The organism is Candidatus Enterococcus avicola, assembly GCF_047470845.1.
In the GTDB taxonomy this organism is placed as follows: Bacteria; Bacillota; Bacilli; order Lactobacillales; family Enterococcaceae; genus Enterococcus_D; species Enterococcus_D casseliflavus.
The window spans coordinates 16217-35020 of record NZ_JBLGTY010000028.1 but is presented as its reverse complement, the minus strand read 5'-3'; the positions used below and the strand labels follow the sequence as shown (position 1 = coordinate 35020).

The following is an 18804-nucleotide window of genomic DNA, read 5'->3' as shown; positions in this document are numbered from 1 at the left end:
AAGAGAACTTGAACAACAAATGAATCGTTTATTTGTAAATACAAATGATTACCAAGCTAGTACATTGGCAGTGGAACATTTGATTCATTATGGTCATGAGAAAATAGCGTTTCTTTCTTTTGACTACATTGTAGGTGAACCAAGTGTTATTCAAGAACGACATCAAGCTTATATCGATACATTAAAGAAATATCATTTAACCTTTAAATCGCATTGGATATATAACAACTCTGAATTTGAGCGAATTTATCAAGAATTAGCTGAATTTACTGCAATTGTTGTTACTGGAGATTATTTAGCGGCTAAATTAGTAAAATTTTTAAAAAATAAGAATAAACGAGTGATGGAACAATTATCGATTATTGGATTTGATGATATTACTTTTGCAGAATTAATGGATCCTGCGTTGACAACAATACGACTAAATCCAGGTAACAAGGGGGCGATTGCTTTTCACCAACTGATTGGACTGGCCAAACAAGAAGAAATAAAAAATCAAGTACTACTATTAGAGGGAGAATTGATTTCTCGAGACTCTGTTCACAAAATCAAATAAAAAAGCTCTGTGAAATAAGTATAGTTAACAATAAAATATCCGAACGATAGAGAGAATGAACTGTGATCTAGCAGTTCCTCGTCGCAAATTCACTAGAATTAGCATTATTTACTCTAAATTGTTCGGATATTTTTTCTTGTTTTTAATTATGATTACAGTGCCTATTTTTAACGAAATTTGCTTATTTTCAAAATGTATGATTATATTTTAGTAAACACTTTCAAATATGAAAAGAGGAGCTATTATGGTAGGAATTAGGGATGTTGCAAAACGGGCGGGTGTGTCCATTGCAACAGTATCGCGCGTGCTAAATGAGGATCCGACACTTTCAGTAACCGATGAAACCAAACGAAAGATTGCAGAATCGGTTAATTTTTATCATTATGTCAAAAAAAGTCCCGTTGCAAAAAATTTAACAAATATTGCATTAATAACGACAGTTTCTGAAGTAGATGAGTTGGAAGATCCCTATTTTCGAACGATTCGCAGAGGGATTCAAGTCGAAGCAGAACAAAGCAAAGTCAATTTGAAGAAAATTATTCGTTTGTCAGAAACACCGTTGGAGCAAGACGATTTGCTAAAATGTCAAGGTGTGTTGATTATTGGGCAGGTGCTATCTTCTGTGATTGAAGAAGTATCAGCAATTAATTCGAATGTCGTAGTGATTGATGACCCTAGTATTGAAGCTGAAGTAGATGCAGTTTATACTGATTTAACAAAAGCAACGAATCAGCATTTAGATCGATTGTATAAAAAAGGACACCGAAACATTGCGTTTATCGGAGGAGGACGTGTTCGTTTAGATAGCCAAGGAAATAAACACGTGTCAGATGATGATTATCGAAAAATAGCCTATGAGACGTGGATGAAACAAAAAGGATTAGAAAAATATAGTCAAATTTATTTAGAAGGCTGGACCACACTTGACGGAATGCAGGCAGCAGATTTACTTTTGAAAAAACATGCTAAAGATAAGTTGCCGACTGCTATCATGGTAGGAAATGATCCTATTGCTGTGGGGGTTTATCGTTCACTTCAAAAAAATGGTCTACATATTCCAGAAGATATTTCGATTGTGAGTTTTGATAATATTGAAGTTGCTGAATTTTTAACACCTGCATTAAATACGGTGAATGTGAATACAGAAGAAATTGGAAAACTAGCAGTTCGCATGGTTAATGAACGAATAAAAGAAGTTAGAAATGTTTCGATCAAAGTGATTGTTCCTAATAATATTATTGTTAGAGAAAGTGAAAAAAATATCGATTAAAAAAGTAAACATCCAAAAAAGGGTGTTTACTTTTTGTTTACTAATAATTTTAGTGAAAAATCTTGACAAAACATTGAGTAAACAGTTATAGTGTTGTTAACAAAAAAGAAAACGCATTCAAAACAGGAGGAATTAAGATGAAACATTTCAAAAAAATAGCTTTAACAGGGATAGCTGTTTTAACTGGGACATTACTCGCAGCATGTGGTGGGGGAGATAGTAATTCTAAAGACGGGCAAGTAACTTTAAGCTATGCGAGTTGGGATACTGACCAAGCTCCAGGACTAAGAAAAATGTTAGATGAATTCGAAAAACAAAATCCTGATATCAAAGTAGAAATGGAGACAACGCCTTGGGATCAATATTGGGTTAAATTAGAAGCTGCAACAACGGGAGGTAATATGCCAGATGTAGTAACCATGCACTCTAGCGAATCCTATAAATATATGTCACAGAATGCTTTGATGGGACTGAATGATGTTATCAAAGAAAATGATATTGACATGGGAAACTTTACTGAAGGAATTGCTGATTTCTATACGCTTGAAGACGAACTATACGCAATCCCTAAAGATGCTTCTGTAGTGGGGCTATGGTACAACAAAGAATTATTTGATAATGCAGGTGTCGATTATCCAGATGAAACATGGACATGGGAAACACTCAGACAAGCTGCAATTGATTTAACAGATGAATCAAAAGGCATCTATGGTTTTGCATCACATATTGGAACAGAGACTGGCTACTGGCCATTTATTTATCAAAATGGGGGAGAAGTATTTGCCGATGACAATACAAAATCAGGTTTGAATACCCCAGAAGCACAAGAAGCTTTAGCTTTTTATCGAGATATTGCACTTGTTGATCATGCTTCACCAACAATTACAGAATTACAAGATACTGATAAGTTAAGTCTTTTTCAATCAGGTAGATTAGCAATGATGATTGAAGGAAACTGGTTTGCACCGGGATTTTTGAAAAATGACTATCTAGTTGAAAATGTTGCTTCTGCCGTGTTACCTAAGGGAAAAGTTAATGCAACAATTACAAATGGACTTGGTTGGGCTGCCAGTGCGAATACAAAATACCCAGAAGAAGTGAAAAAACTAATGGCATTTTTAGCTAGTGAGGACGCCAATAAAATCCAAGCGGAAACGGGGACATCAATCCCAGCACTAAAAGGCTTTGAAGACGAGTGGGCTGCTTCTTCAGATACAATTGATTTGAGTGCTTTTGGAAAAATGTTGGAGTATGGAGTCCCTCGTCCATACAATAAAGATGGATTACGAGCTGAACAAGCAGAAGTTCAAATTATTAACCGTATTCTGTCTGGTGAAGTAACTGTTGAAGATGGAACCGCTCAAATTGAAAAAGAAGTCAATGCGATATTGAGCGGAAATTAAATTAGTTAATTATACAATATACAGGCGAAAGGATTCTATTTCGTCTGTATATTAATGGATGAATACCAAAAAGGGGAATATTATGAAAAATCGAATTTTTGGAAAATATCGTAAAGATCAAGTGATATGGGGCTATATTTTTATTTTTCCAACGGCATTAGGATTAATTTTATTAAATATATGGCCAGCAATTCAAACAGCAATTTTAAGTTTTCAAAAAACGGTAGGGTTCGGTGATACTGAATGGGTCGGATTAAGAAATTACCAAAAAATGTTTGCAGACGGTGAAGTTTTTCAGTCTTTATTAAACACATTAATTTATGCAGTGGTTTCGATACCTAGTATTGTTGTATTATCCTTGTTGGTGGCAGTTTTAATGAATAGAAAAGTTAAAGGATTGTCGATTTATCGGACAATTTATTTTCTACCAGTCGTTGCTGCACCATCCGCAGTCGCAATGATTTGGCGCTGGATGTTCAATAATGATTATGGACTGATTAATAACATGTTGGCTAAAATAGGTCTCGATGGACCAGCATGGTTAACGGATCCATCGATTGCGATTTATTCTATTATCATTGTAGGAGTTTGGAGTGCTATTGGTTATAACATGGTGTTATTACTAGCCGGCTTACAAGAAATTCCTAAAGATTATTATGAAGCAGCGGAAATTGATGGTGCTAGTCCAATCCAGCAGTTTTTCAACATTACGTTACCATTAGTTACACCAACATTATTTTTTGTAGTTGTAACAACAGTTATCAATGCTTTCCAAGTATTTGATGTTATTTTTATGATGATTACTCCTAATAGTACCGCCATGTTTAAATCACAATCATTAGCCTATTTATTCTATAAACATTCATTTATTTTAAATGACAAGGGATATGGTTCGGCAATCGTTATGTTCCTTTTAGTGATTATATTAATTATTACTGCAATTCAAATGAAGTTGCAGAAAAAGTGGGTAAACTATTAAGGAGGCTATCAAATTATGAAAAATAAATTTTTTTCAAATGCGCCAATCCATATCATGCTTATTTTAGGTGGTATTGCAATGGCATTACCTTTTATTTGGATGATTTTAACTTCAGGGAAAACGTTGGTTGAATCTACCCAAATTCCACCTACAATTTTCCCTGAGAAATTTCAGCTAAGTAACTATCAACAAGTACTTGATTTATTACCATTCATGGCTTTTTATATCAATACATTTTTAATGGTTGTTGGACGAGTGATTGGCTCGGTTTTATTTTCAGCAATGGCTGCATATGCTTGTGCGCGTCTAAGTTTTCCAGGGAAAAATATCTTTTTCAGCTTAGTACTTATTCAAATGATGATTCCCGGTTCCATTTTTATTACTCCACAGTATTTATTAGCACAAAAATTGGGTATTTTAAATACAATTCCAGTATTAATATTACCAGGGGTAGTTAGTGCGTTTGGTACGTTTTTATTAAGACAATTTTTCTTAGGTTTACCTGATGAATTGGAGGAAGCGGCCTATTTAGAAGGTGCCAATATTTGGACGATCTTTTTCAAAATTATGTTGCCGCTTGCTAAATCAGGATTGGTTGCACTTGGAATATTCACAGCGTTGTTTGCATTTAAAGATTTAATGTGGCCATTGATTGTCAATACTTCAATTGATAAGATGCCTTTAGCTCCGGGATTAGCAAACTTACAAGGACAATATGCCACGAACTTCCCACAATTAATGGCAGGTTCATTATTAGCAATTTGGCCAATGGTTGTGATATTTATTGTTTTCCAAAGAAAATTCATTGAAGGAATTGCTACGACAGGTGGTAAATTATAAAACGATTAACTAGTGATTGGAGAGCAACTACATGACAAAAATTACATTTATTGGTGCAGGAAGTACTATTTTTGCTAAAAACGTATTAGGTGACGCGATGTTAACCCCAAGTCTGCAAAATGCACATATTGCATTGTACGATATTGATGAAAAACGATTAACGGAATCAGAATTAATGCTTAAAAATATTAATAAAAATTCGAATGAAAGCCGTGCAGAGATTGTTTCTTATCATGATCGCAAAGAAGCTTTAAGCGAGGCAGATTTTGTTATCAATGCAATTCAAGTAGGTGGTTATAAACCGTCGACAGTGATTGACTTTGATATTCCTAAAAAATATGGTTTACGACAAACTATTGGTGATACAATGGGAATTGGTGGGATTTTTAGAACCTTACGGACATTACCCGTGATGCTAGATTTTGCTAAAGAAATGGAAGAAGTTTGCCCAAATGCTTGGTTATTGAACTATACAAATCCGATGGCGATGTTAACCATGGGTGTTTTAAAAGCGACGAGTATTAAGACTGTTGGTTTATGTCATAGCGTTCAAGTATGCGTACCAGAATTGTTTGAGCATTTAGGAATAGCCGATCAATATGACTTAAATGACTTTCAATGGAAAATTGCAGGCATTAATCATATGGCATTCTTGTTGGAAATTACAAAAAATGGGGAAGATTTCTATCCAACAATTCGTCAGTTAGCTGCAGAAAAACCAAATCCACATCCAGATTCTGTACGTTTTGAATTGTTGAAACGTTTTGGTTACTATATTACAGAATCAAGTGAACACAATGCAGAATACCATCCATACTTTATTAAATCAAAATACCCAGAATTGATTGACGAATTAGGGATTCCGTTGGATGAATACTTACGTCGTTGTGAACAACAAATTAATGATTGGGAAAGCATGCGAGAGGACATTGTAAATAATGGGGAGTTAACACATACGAGAAGCCGTGAATATGCTTCATATATCATGGATTCTATTACGACAGGAACTCCGTCAGTGATTGCAGGAAATGTCTTAAATAAAGGCTTAATCACAAACTTACCGACAGATGTTTGTGTGGAAGTACCTTGTTTAGTCGATAAAAATGGCGTGCAACCAACCTATGTCGGTGAATTGCCAACACAATTAGCTGCTTTAAATCGGACGAATATCAATGTTCAAGAACTGACAGTAGAAGCCGCTTTAACACTAGATAAATCAAAAATTTATCAAGCAGCGTATTTAGATCCACATCTATCATCTGAATTGTCTTTAACAGATATCAAAAATTTAGTGGATGATTTAATCGAAGCACATGGGGACTATTTACCTGAATATAATTAAAAAGAAGCTGAAAGAGTAAGGAATTTTCAATTCCTTACTCTTTTCTTAGTTAAATTTAGTAAAAATATTGACAAAACACCTAGTAAACAGTTACATTAGTGTTAACAAAAAAGAAAACGCATTCAAATTGTATAAGGAGGAGCATAAAATGAAGTGGTCTAAAAAAATCATTTTAGCTTGTATAGCACTAGGAGCAACGATCTCTTTGACTGCTTGTGGAAAAAATCAGGAAGATGCAAGCGGTAAGGTAGAAATAGAGTTTTTTAATCAAAAAAAAGAAATGACTCAAACGATTCAGGAGATTGCTAAAGATTTTGAAGCAAAAAACCCTGATATTCATGTAAAAGTTGTGGATGTACCGAATGCTGGTGAAGTAATTAAAACACGTATGCTTGCAGGCGATGTACCAGATGTCATTAATCTTTATCCTCAAAGTATAGAATTGAAAGAATGGGCGAAAGCTGGTTATTTAGAGGACTTAACCGAAGAACCGTATTTAGAGAATATCAAAAATGGATATGCACAACGTTTTGCTATTGAGGATCGTGTATATAGCATACCATTAACCGCTAATGTCTATGGTTTTTACTATAACAAAACTGCTTTTGAGGAAATGGGGATTCAAGCACCAGAAACTTGGGCAGAATTTGAAAAAATAGTAGCTGAGATTAAAGATCAAAACAAAGTACCGTTTGCGATTGCAGGAGCAGAAGGCTGGACTTTAAATGGTTATCACCAACTAGCTTTAGCGACTGCTGCTGGTGGTGAAGAGGAAGCGAACAATGTTTGGCGTTTCTCAGAAGTTAATGGAATTAATGCTGAAAGCAAAGAAATGCAAAAAGATTTTAATCGATTAGATTTGTTAAGAGAACCAAAAGCTTTGCAAAACAACTGGCAAGGTGCCGGTTATAACGATACAGTAGTTACTTTTACAAAAGGTGATGCGTTGATTATGCCGAATGGTTCATGGGCAATGCCGATGATTCATTCACAAAATCCAGATTTTGAAGTAGGAACTTTTCCTTTTCCAGCAGATGAAGCAGGTCAAAGTCTAACGATTGGCGCAGGAGACCTAGCCTTATCAGTTTCTGCAACTTCTCAACATAAAGAAGAAGCCAAACATTTTGTAGAATATATGACAACACCTGAAGCGATGCAGAAATATTATGATGTAGATGGTGCACCGTGTGCTGTTGAGGGCGTTATCGAGAATACTCAGGATTCACCATTAAGTGGTTTAACTGAACTTGCTTTTACTGATCGTCATTTAGTTTGGTTAGCCAAAGATTGGAATAGTGAAAATGATTTTTATACCTTAACAACAAATTATTTACACAATGGCAATCAAAAAGCCATGATTAACGCATTAAATGCTTTCTTTAATCCAATGAAAGCTGACGGAAGGTAGGAAAATAAAATGAAAATAAAAGAAATTTTAAATCGTTACTGGGCAATCATTTTTGTAGCAATTCCAATTATTTTGCAGATGATTTTTTTCTACTTTCCAATGGTTCAAGGTGCTTTTTACAGTTTAACTAATTGGACTGGTCTGACTTATAATTTTGATTTTGTGGGTTTGAACAATTATAAGATTCTTTTTTCTGATCCGAAGTTTATCAAATCGATTGGCTTCACTTTAATTGTGACGCTTTGCATGATTGCTGGACAAATTGGTTTTGGTATTTTGATTGCGCGGGCGTTGAACGCAAATATTAAAGGGAAAACATTCTTTAGAGCATGGTTCTTTTTTCCAGCGGTCTTATCGGGCGTGGTTGTTTCTTTAGTATTTAAACAAATTTTTAACTATGGTTTACCAAAAATTGGTAGTATGTTAGGCATTGAATTTTTACAAACCAGTCTTTTAGGAACAACATGGGGAGCGATTTTTGCAGTAATTTTTGTTTTACTTTGGCAAGGAATTGCCATGCCAGTCATCATTTTCTTAGCGGGTTTTCAAAGTATTCCACAAGAAATTATTGAAGCTGCTAGAATGGATGGGGCGAATGATAAGCAAATTTTTTGGAATATTGAAATCACCTACTTATTACCAAGTATTTCAATGGTATTTATTATGGCATTAAAAGGTGGCTTAACAGCATTTGATCAAATTTTTGCTTTAACTGGTGGTGGACCAAGCGATGCCACAACATCTTTGGGGTTACTTGTTTATAATTATGCTTTTAAAAACAATCAGTTTGGTTATGCGAATGCTATTGCTTTAGTCTTATTTATCTTAATTGGGATTGTTTCACTGGCACAATTAAAATTATCGAAAAAATTTGAAATCTAGGAGGTTTCCCAATGAAAACATCAAAAGAAAAAAATATTTCTAAATACTTGCTTTTATTATTAGGGGGCTTCATGATTTTAGTTCCCTTAGTTTCAACGCTATTCGGTTCATTTAAAACAACACCCGATATTATGAATAATTTCTTTCGTTTTCCTAATCCAGCGACTTTGGAAAATTTCCGAAGATTGTTAGCGGATGGAATTGGTCATTACTTTTGGAATTCGGCAATCATCACAATCATTGCAGTAGTTGCTGTGACAGCAATTATTCCTATGGCTGCTTATTCACTAGCAAGAAAAATGACTCGTGGGAAAGCATACGGATTGATGTATTTATTTTTAATTTTAGGAATTTTTGTTCCTTTCCAAGTAATTATGATTCCGATTACCGTTATGATGAGTAAAATTGGTTTAGCAAATATGTGGGGATTAATCTTACTCTATCTCACTTATGCCGTACCACAGACACTATTTTTATATGTTGGTTTTATTAAACTAAATGTGCCTATCAGTCTGGATGAGGCTGCTGAAATTGATGGGGCTAGTCACTTTACAACTTATTTCAAAATTGTTTTCCCAATGTTAAAACCAATGCATGCGACGACTATTATTCTTAATGCTCTATGGTTTTGGAATGATTTCATGCTACCATTATTAATTTTAAATCGTGAGTCTAATATGTGGACACTACCATTGTTTCAATATAATTATACGGGACAATATTTTAACGACTATGGTCCAAGTTTTGCTTCCTATACAGTAGGAATTGTCACGATTACACTAGTTTATCTTGCTTTCCAAAGAAGTATTATAGCTGGAATGAGCAATGGAGCAGTGAAATAACCAATAAATTATTCTCATTATAAAGGAGTTCATAAACTTATGATTATATTTGACAATCACACACAAACATTTCATTTACAAAATAAAAAAATTAGCTATCTATTAGGAATCGAAGAAAATAATTATTTAACGCATCTTTATTTTGGAAAAAAGATTACGCACTATTCTGGTGGGTATCGCTACCCCCGAACAGATCGTTCCTTCTCACCCAACAATGCAAATGCGCAAGATCGTTTATTATCTTTAGATACATTACCATTAGAATTTCCAGGATATGGACATGGTGATTTTAGAGAACCGGCGCATAATATTAAATTAGGAAACGGTAGTCGTGTAAATGATTTTCGTTATGATAGCTACGAAATTCAAAAAGGAAAGCCCAGCTTAGCGGGATTGCCAGCCTTATATACGGAAGATGATGATGAAGCTGAAACGCTGATTATTCAATTGAAAGACGCGATTAGTGGATTGACTTTACAGTTGTTCTACACAATTTATCAAAATCACAGTGTAATTATTCGTTCTACGCAATTAGTAAATAATAGTGATGAAACAGTGGAGATTAACCGCTTAGCTAGTCAATCAATTGATTTTTCAAATCGTCCACTCGAGTTAATTCATTTAAATGGTACCTGGGCAAGAGAACGTCAAATGACTAGAGAAAAAATTCATACAGGGATAAAAGTATTAGATAGTAAACGCGGATCAAGCAGCCATCAACAAAATCCGTTTGTTGCTTTAGTAGATGCCAAAACAGATGAATTTCAGGGAGAGGCATATGGATTTAATTTAGTTTATAGCGGTAATCACGAAACGGTGATTCAAAAAGATCCATTTGACCAAACACGGGTCATTATGGGAATTAATTCATTTAATTTTGGTTGGCAACTAAAAACTGGCGACTCATTTCAAACGCCAGAAGTCGTGATGGTTTATAGTAATGAAGGTCTGAATACGTTATCACAGACGTATCATGAATTGTATAATCACCGCTTAATTCGTGGAAACTATCGTTTACAAGAACGTCCCACGTTAATCAACAACTGGGAAGCAACGTATTTTGATTTTAACGAAGAAAAAATCATGAATATTGTCGATGATGCGAAGAACTTGGGCATTGAAATGTTTGTTTTAGATGATGGTTGGTTTGGCGGTCGTGAAAATGACTTCACTTCATTAGGTGATTGGGTTGAAACAGAAGGCAAACTTGCTTGTGGTTTGGAAAATTTAGCCAAGCAAGTGCATGATAACGGGATGAAATTTGGGATTTGGTTTGAACCGGAAATGATTTCTGAAGATAGTGAACTATTTCGAGCACATCCAGATTGGGCATTGGGTATTCCAGGTCGTGACCGCTCAATTAGTCGAAATCAATATGTTCTTGATTTTTCAAGACAAGATGTTCGTGATAATATCTATCAACAAATGACGGCGATTTTTGATCGTGTACCGATTGATTATGTGAAGTGGGATATGAATCGAAATATGACAGAAGTCTATTCTGTCTTGTTGGACTCAACGATGCAAGGTGAAGTGGCTCATCGTTATATGTTAGGGTTATATGAATTTTTAGAAAAGTTAACAACGAATTATCCAACTATTTTATTTGAAAGTTGTTCGGGTGGAGGCGGTCGTTTTGATGCAGGTTTCTTGTATTACATGCCACAAACTTGGACGAGCGACAATACCGATGCCGTGGCTCGTCTGAAAATTCAATATGGAACCAGCTTAGTGTATCCAATTTCAAGTATGGGTGCGCATGTTTCAGCAGTCCCAAATCATCAAACAGGAAGAGAAACGAGTTTAACTATTCGTGGCAATGCTGCGATGGCTGGTGTTTTTGGTTATGAGCTAGATCTAACACAATTAACTTCTGAAGAAAAAGCAGAAATTAAAGAACAAGTTGCCTTTTATAAAAAGCATCGCCAACTTTTGCAATATGGAACTTTTTATCGCTTGGAAAGTCCGTTTGAAGGCAATGATACTGCATGGATGTTTGTCTCAAAAGACCAAACAGAAGCCATGGTCTTTTATTTCCGAGTATTAGCAGAAGCTGCGCATCCATTAGTCACATTGAAATTAGCAGGATTAGCAGAAGAAGCAACTTATCAAATGGAAGATGTGACATTTGCTGGCGATGAATTGATGAATCTCGGTTTTTATATTGACTCAGAACTACATGGTGATTATGCGACACAACGCTTTTATTTGAAACAGATATAGTAGCTTGAATTTACAATATAAGTGCAACACCAAAAGAGACTCATTCCAAACGAAGAAAATATGTTTTATTTACACGCATTTACTAAAAAGCAGCCTGATTTGAATTGGGAAAATGAAGAAGTACGTGAAGAAATCTATGCAATGATTAACTATTGGTTAGATAAAGGACTAGGCGGATTTAGAATCGATGCGATATTAAACATCAAAAAAAAACTAGAGTATGGCATCTTTGAATCTGATGGAGAAGATGGGTTAGCCTTCATTGGGCCCTGGATTCTTAATCAGTCGGGCATTGAAGTGTGGTTAAAAGAAATGAGAGAGCGGACATTTAAACCACATAATAGTATGACGGTAGCAGAAGCCGATGTTCCTAATGAACGTTTAGATGAATATATTGGTGAAGATGGCTATTATTCGATGGTTTTTGATTTTAGTTATACGGATATTGATGTACCTGAAACTGGTGAATGGTTTAAAGATAGCCAATGGACATGGACGGATATGCGTACCAATATTTTTACGAATCAATTAGTTACGCAAGATAAAGGTTGGGGCGCCTTATATTTAGAAAATCATGACCAACCACGCTCGATTAATAAATATATTCCTGAAACGTATATTAATGAATATAGCAAAAAGATGTTAGCTACATTATTTATGTTTTTGCGTGGAACGCCATTTATTTATCAAGGACAAGAATTAGGAATGTCTAATATCAAGATGGATTCGATACAAGAATTTGATGATGTCGCTACACATTCCCAATATAACCGAGCGGTCAAATGTGGATTGACACATGAAGAAGCATTGGCAGCTGTAAATAAACGTAGTCGTGACAATTCAAGAACACCCATGCAATGGAATAAGGAAAAAAATGCGGGATTTTCAAATGCTAACAAAACGTGGTTAAAAGTAAATCCAAATTATAAAATTTTGAATGCAGCAGACCAGGAAACAAAACCTGAATCCGTTTTGAATTATTATCGACAGTTAATTAAATTACGTAAAGATAGTCCGTATAAAGATGTGATTATTTATGGAGAATTTTTACCTGTAAAATATGAAAACGACAACCTTTTGATTTATGAGCGTAAATTAGAAGATAAAGTTATTTTAGTGGTACTCAATGTTTCAGAAACGGAAGAAGAATATTACATTGATACACAATTCAAAAAAAGCATATTAGGAAATTATGAAAAAACATCAATCAGAGAAAACAATAGGATCATTTTGCGACCATTTGAATGTATTGTTTTAGCAAATTATGGAGGTTAATCAATGAAAATCAAAAATGAAGCAATGCTAATCACCTATGCTGATAGTCTAGGGAAAAACATGGGTGAACTAAAACAAGTTTTAGATAAACATCTTAAAGGAGTAATCGGAGGTATTCATTTACTACCTTTCTTCCCATCAACTGGTGATCGAGGATTTGCGCCAAGCGATTATACAATGGTCGATCCTGAACTAGGCACGTGGACAGACGTCGAGGCCTTGGGAGAAGAATATTATTTAATGTTTGATTTTATGATCAATCATATCTCACGTGAATCAAAATTCTTTCAGGATTTTAAGCAAAATCATGAAGAATCACCCTATAAAGATATGTTTATTCGGATCCACAAATTTTTTCCAGAAGGACGTCCGACAAAAGAAGACATTGATCTGATTTATAAGCGCAAAGATAAAGCACCCTTTCAAACAGTTGAATTCGCTGATGGAACATCTGAAGAAGTATGGAATACATTTGGCGAAGAACAGATTGATTTGGATGTGACCAAAGAAGTCGTAAAAGAATTTATACGTGAGACAATCAAAGATATGGCAAACCACGGTTGTTCACTAATTCGTTTAGATGCGTTCGCTTACGCCATCAAAAAGCTCAATACCAATGATTTTTTTGTGGAACCTGAGATTTGGGAATTGCTTGATGAAGTTCGTCAAGAAGCGGCGAAATATGACGTGGAGTTATTACCAGAAATCCATGAACATTATTCGATTCAAATGAAAATCGCTGACCATGATTACTATGTGTATGATTTTGCTTTGCCCATGTTAACACTGTACTCTTTATATAGCGGAAATTCTAATCGTTTAGCTGCTTGGTTAAAGATGAGTCCAATGAAGCAGTTTACTACACTCGATACTCACGATGGTATTGGGGTAGTTGATGCACGAGATTTGTTAACAGAGGAAGAATTGGATTACACATCTGAAGAATTGTATAAAGTTGGCGCTAATGTAAAGAAAGTCTATTCCAGTGCTAACTACAACAATTTAGATATCTATCAGATTAATAGTACCTATTTTAGTGCTTTAGGAAACAATGATCGTATATATTTATTGGCACGCGCAATTCAAATTTTTGCACCAGGAATACCACAAATATATTATGTAGGTTTATTGGCTGGAAAAAATGACATCGAATTGCTAGAAGAAACCAAAGAGGGACGTAACATCAATCGACATTACTATCATTTAACAGAGATTGAGGAAGAAGTTAAACGTCCAGTCGTTCAACAGCTGTTCACTTTATTGGAATTTCGTAATACATCTCAAGCCTTTGATTTGGATGGATCTATAGAAGTAATGACGCCTTCTGAACAAGAGATTGAGATCATTCGTAAGAATATGAATGGTGATCAAGTGGCAATCCTAAAAGCGAATTTAGCAACGAAAAAATTTGAAATAGAATCTAACGATACACTTATTTTTGAACAATAGAATGGATCAGTTCTTCTACTAAAAGCCGAACTATCCCTCTATTAAGAAATAAACTATTCTATTCACAAAAACTCAAGAGATTCAATTAAATTATCAGCAAACATATATGTCTTTAGAAATTTTCCAAGGAAACAGACCTTTGTCTACAACTAAAAAATCAATTAGATGTCAACTTGTCCTGCGAAAATATCCAAGAGTACTATAAACTCTCTAATCAGAATCTAGAAAAAGAATAAAACGAGAATTAGGAGAAAAGTAATGACAAATAATATTTCGGTAAATAAAGTCGTATTCTGTTTAGAAAATGGAGTAAAAAAAGAATATGAGAATTTAACAGAAAAAGATTTATTCACAAAAGAAGATCAGGAAATTACTTTCAGCATTATTCGACAAGAGCGAAAAGGAGTTATTTTTGGTTCTTTGGAAGTAGAGATTAAAGAATCAGATTATTTCCAAGAACATTTTTATTTTCAAGAGGATCCCGCTGTAAGCATTTATCTTAGCACGGATTTTCCAGAAAATTTATTTTCTTTGTATCAATTTAAAGAATGGTGGAGTCGTCCAGCATTCGGAACGACTTTCGATGAGATACCAGCTAAAACCTTTTCACTTTTATCTAAAAATAGCCAAGATGAGTACCAGTACTTATTGCCTCTAACAACTTCTTCGGCTATTGTCACTGCAGAAGGAGAAGGTTCCTTTTTAAAGCTGAATGTAACGAATCGCGTTGCTCGTGAGACACGTTTTAGTTGCCCGTTGTTTGCTTATACGGTAGGAAAGAATCCTTATTTATTACCCAAAGAAGCATTACAGGGTGCTAAAGAGCACTTTGATTTAGACTATGTTTTATTAGAAGAAAAAACGCAATCTAAATTAAACAAAATTGGTTGGTGCACGTGGGATGCCTTTTATTACGAGGTTGATCAAAAAAAAATCCTAACAAAATTGTCGGAATTTAATCAACTTGGACTTCCCATAAGTTGGCTTTTGATTGATGACGGATGGATGCAAGTTGAAAATAAAAAATTGGTTGATATTCACGTTAACAAAAACAAATTTCCACAAGGATTAAAACCATTTATACAAGAAGTAAAAGACAATTTTACAATCGAAAAAATTGGGATTTGGAATACAATTACTGGTTATTGGAATGGTGTCAAAAAGGATTCACCTTTATACAATGAATTAAAAGAAAGCTTATATGAAAATAGGCAACATTGTTTTTTACCAGGTGCAGTAGAAGAACAACTACAAATTTTCTTTGACAAATGGTTTGCTTATTTAAACGAGGAAGGCATCAATTTTGTCAAGGTTGATTCTCAATCATCGTTAAACAATTTTTATCGAAGTGAAGTTTCAGTCCCTAGAATTGTTGAAAATTATTTAAAAGTTATTGAACAATCTGCAGAAAAATATTTATCAGATGTGACAATAAATTGTATGGGAATGACTCCAGAATCTATTTTTTTAAGGAAGCAAGCAAGTCTTTCCAGAACAAGTGATGATTTCGTTCCACAAGAAGAAGATTCTGTTTCGGAGCATTTTCTTCAAAATGCTTATAATAATTTTTTACACGGACATTTATATATTCCTGATTTTGATATGTATTGGAGCAAACATAAGCATGCATTAGCACATATGATTTTTCGTGGTTTGAGTGGTGGTCCAGTTTACCTGAGCGATCAAATTAATAGTACTGACCCTGAATATATTTGGCCACTAATCTATTCAGATGGTCGTTTAATGACATGGGAATCAACTCTTCAAGTCCATAAAGACAGTTTATTTGAAAATCCGCTAGAAAAAAATGTCCCATTGATTGTTTGGAATTATAATAAGCAAAGCGAGGTGCACGGTGTATTTTCTTTAAAAGAGAATCAAGTTGAAGCAACCTTTAAAGTAGATTCATTTGAAACTTTAAAAAAAGAAACTCCAAAAATAATTTACAATATTTACACCCAAGAGGTCCATTTTCTAGAAAATTCACAAGTACTTAAAGTAACAGCAACACTGGAAGAGCCTTGTGTCCTACAAATCCAAGAAAAATTATCTGGTATTACACCAATTGGTTTAATAGATAAGTTAGTACCAAGCGATGTGATTCAAAATATTTTTTATGGTCAGCAATCCCTTACTGCCACAATAAAAGAAGGCGGAAAATTTGGGTTTGTTTCGGATCCAACTGTTACGAAAGTAGTTGCAGACGGAATCGAAGTAGCTTTTGAACAGTTAAAGTATAATCAAAATACATGGGTAGCAGATATTCCAAAAAAATGTTCAAAAGTAACAATTTTTTCGAGTAAATAGGAAGGATTATTTACTCGAAAAAAGCGTATAAATCACTGTTTGAGCAGTTACCTGTCAATTAGACAATACAAAAAAATAAAAATAAGTTGTAATTTTAGACTTGTATGAGTTTACAAAATACAAGATATTATTGAGAACGCAGTAATGTCTCCGTACTTAGAGTTACAGCAAGAACATAAAATATTTGAATAATCTACTCACAGAGTCTTAATTCAATTCACCAATCAATGGGGGCGTGACATAAGTTAACTAGTTACGCTCGCCAAAATATACGGAGCACTCGAAAATTATGTGATTTTTCGAGTGCTCCTTGTTTTTTTATTCATTTGGGGTAGTTCAAGTACCTATTTTTGTCAATTTCATCATATTGATTGCCGTAATGAGTAAACCCGTCTGTTTTCTGACTTTTTCTAAGCCCCGAACCGTGTATCGAGTGAAACCCAAACAAGCCTTCATAAATCCGAAGACTGTTTCCACGTCGATCTTTCTCCGACCATATATTTTTTGAATTTCAGGCGTTAATAAGCGCTCTTTTTGTTTTTCTTTATGGTATTCCCAAGACGGATTTACAGTGATCTTTCTGCGATTCCCCTTTGGGGTTAAGGCTTCAGGAATGAGCGCTTGGTTCGCATCCGTTTTTTCTGCTTGGTATTCTTTAAAATCTCGGACAAAGCCATCCGCATCTGTTCGTTGACGGTAAGCATGAAAATTGAATCGTACCCCTTTGGGGTCGATGTAAAAGTCCTCCTTAGGCTCATAATCCCAATTCATTACTTTCCGATCATCTGTCTGCCATTTCTTGCTTTGTTCTTTAAACATCGTTCCATAAGGAATCAGTGCAGTATGCTGGGGAAGTTCATCTTCTATATAGCGGTAATTGCTTTCTGAACCATAGCCTGCATCGGCGACCAAATAATGAGGGGACTTTTGTGCAATCTTCATCTTTTCCAGTAATGGTTTCAGTGTCTTAGTGTCTGTTGGGTTTTGAAAGACATCGTAGCCGAGTACAAATTGATTACAAGTAGCGATCTGCAGGTTATACGCAGGCTTAAGTTGGCCATTTTTCATAGGGTCTTCTTTTACGCGCATGAATGTCGCATCATGATCAGTTTTTGAATAACTGTTTCTTGTCCCATAAGTAGAAAACTGCGTTTGATGTTCCAGAAGTTTTTCTCGTTTTGTATTTAATTTGCGTACTTGGCTTTTCAACGTTCGCCGTTGTTGTTTCGCTGGATTTGGCGAAAGACGTTTCGTTGCCTCAACTTCTTTTTCTAGTTCTTCCAGACGTAGTTCCATCCGTGTTAACAGTTCATCTATCATGTCTACTGTCAAGGACGTCCCTTCGGGAATCTGTTTCAGGGCATACGCTTCTCTTAGTTCCGTCATCATAGTAAGCAGTTTTTCGCGATTCATTTGATCGAATCGGATCGTGTTTTTCTTCCAGACAAAGCTGTACTTATTCGCATCTGCCAAGATTTTTGTACCGTCAATAAACAACTCATCATCAATCAGATTCCGTGCACGCAGATACTCTGTCAACTGATCTAAGCCTTTATTGGTCAACTCCTGCACATCGTTAGATACACAAAAACGGGCGATCGTTCGATAAGTTGGAACCCGTTCTTGCGTCAACCAGCGAGCATAGAGGTTTTCTTCAGCTAAGCGTTCAATCTTGCGACTTGTAAAGGTTTCTCGCGTATACGCAAAAAGAACCAACTTCAACATGGCACCTAAATCATATTCTCTTGGTCGACCAAAATGATAGGGGTCATTAATCTGAAGCGCTTCGACCAGTTCATGGATAAAAACGGCGACATGATTTTCTTTTGGAGAAAATGAAGTAGATAGATCCAAAGTGAGTTGATTCATGTTATAATTAGTATACATTTTGTTTAGTCCTTTCAGGATTAAATGATGGGGCATTGGCGGCAACCGGTGCTCCTTTTTATTTTACCCAAAAAACCGCAAGAAATGAACGATTTCTCGTCATTTCTTGCGGTTTTCTTCTATGGACTTATGTCACAGTCC

General features: G+C 35.0%; 14 protein-coding genes. 13 read left to right on the top strand and 1 reads right to left on the bottom strand.

Annotation, left to right across the window (positions count from 1 at the left end):
- From ACI3E5_RS15950 to ACI3E5_RS15890, 13 genes are all read left to right on the top strand, one after another.
- Positions 1 to 556, top strand: a 556-nt coding sequence (locus ACI3E5_RS15950) for a LacI family DNA-binding transcriptional regulator (RefSeq protein WP_409531566.1), incomplete at its 5' end; no start/stop codon positions are given.
- A 244-nt stretch (positions 557 to 800) separates the two neighbouring features.
- Positions 801 to 1826 (top strand): LacI family DNA-binding transcriptional regulator, encoded by a 1026-nt coding sequence (locus tag ACI3E5_RS15945; RefSeq protein ID WP_208773274.1) that lies wholly within the window; start codon positions 801 to 803, stop codon positions 1824 to 1826.
- Positions 1827 to 1963: 137 nt separating this feature from the next.
- Entirely contained in the window at positions 1964 to 3229 is a 1266-nt protein-coding gene (locus ACI3E5_RS15940; protein ID WP_498822095.1) for an ABC transporter substrate-binding protein, read from the top strand.
- Between the two features lie 82 nt (positions 3230 to 3311).
- Entirely contained in the window at positions 3312 to 4208 is an 897-nt protein-coding gene (locus ACI3E5_RS15935) for a carbohydrate ABC transporter permease (protein ID WP_060792734.1), read from the top strand.
- 15 nt (positions 4209 to 4223) lie between these two features.
- Positions 4224 to 5048 carry a carbohydrate ABC transporter permease gene (locus tag ACI3E5_RS15930; RefSeq protein ID WP_498822096.1) on the top strand — a complete coding sequence of 275 codons (825 nt, stop codon included), beginning with the start codon at positions 4224 to 4226 and terminating at the stop codon, positions 5046 to 5048.
- A 31-nt stretch (positions 5049 to 5079) separates the two neighbouring features.
- Positions 5080 to 6390: an alpha-glucosidase/alpha-galactosidase gene (locus ACI3E5_RS15925; RefSeq protein ID WP_498822097.1), complete on the top strand. Its 1311-nt coding sequence runs from the start codon at positions 5080 to 5082 to the stop codon at positions 6388 to 6390.
- Between the two features lie 148 nt (positions 6391 to 6538).
- Complete coding sequence (locus tag ACI3E5_RS15920; RefSeq protein WP_498822098.1) at positions 6539 to 7798, top strand: extracellular solute-binding protein; 1260 nt, start codon at positions 6539 to 6541, stop codon at positions 7796 to 7798.
- A 9-nt stretch (positions 7799 to 7807) separates the two neighbouring features.
- Positions 7808 to 8680, top strand: a complete 873-nt coding sequence (locus ACI3E5_RS15915) for a carbohydrate ABC transporter permease (RefSeq protein ID WP_002290370.1) — start codon at positions 7808 to 7810, stop codon at positions 8678 to 8680.
- Between the two features lie 11 nt (positions 8681 to 8691).
- The gene (locus tag ACI3E5_RS15910; protein WP_002343071.1) at positions 8692 to 9522 is read left to right on the top strand and encodes a carbohydrate ABC transporter permease; all 831 of its coding nucleotides are present in this window, start codon (positions 8692 to 8694) and stop codon (positions 9520 to 9522) included.
- 39 nt (positions 9523 to 9561) lie between these two features.
- Complete coding sequence (locus tag ACI3E5_RS15905; RefSeq protein WP_002343072.1) at positions 9562 to 11745, top strand: alpha-galactosidase; 2184 nt, start codon at positions 9562 to 9564, stop codon at positions 11743 to 11745.
- A gap of 60 nt (positions 11746 to 11805) precedes the next feature.
- Entirely contained in the window at positions 11806 to 13020 is a 1215-nt protein-coding gene (locus ACI3E5_RS15900; RefSeq protein WP_118215786.1) for an alpha-amylase family glycosyl hydrolase, read from the top strand.
- A gap of 3 nt (positions 13021 to 13023) precedes the next feature.
- On the top strand, positions 13024 to 14469 hold the full coding sequence (gene gtfA, locus ACI3E5_RS15895; RefSeq protein WP_118215787.1) for a sucrose phosphorylase: 1446 nt from the start codon (positions 13024 to 13026) through the stop codon (positions 14467 to 14469).
- Positions 14470 to 14727: 258 nt separating this feature from the next.
- The gene (locus tag ACI3E5_RS15890) at positions 14728 to 16776 is read left to right on the top strand and encodes a Sip1-related alpha-galactosidase (RefSeq protein WP_498822099.1); all 2049 of its coding nucleotides are present in this window, start codon (positions 14728 to 14730) and stop codon (positions 16774 to 16776) included.
- Between the two features lie 336 nt (positions 16777 to 17112).
- Here ACI3E5_RS15890 and ACI3E5_RS15885 read toward each other — a convergent pair whose 3' ends face one another.
- A complete protein-coding gene (locus tag ACI3E5_RS15885) occupies positions 17113 to 18663 on the bottom strand; it encodes an IS1182 family transposase (RefSeq protein ID WP_279280756.1) in 1551 nt (516 codons plus the stop codon).
- Positions 18664 to 18804 lie beyond the last annotated feature (141 nt).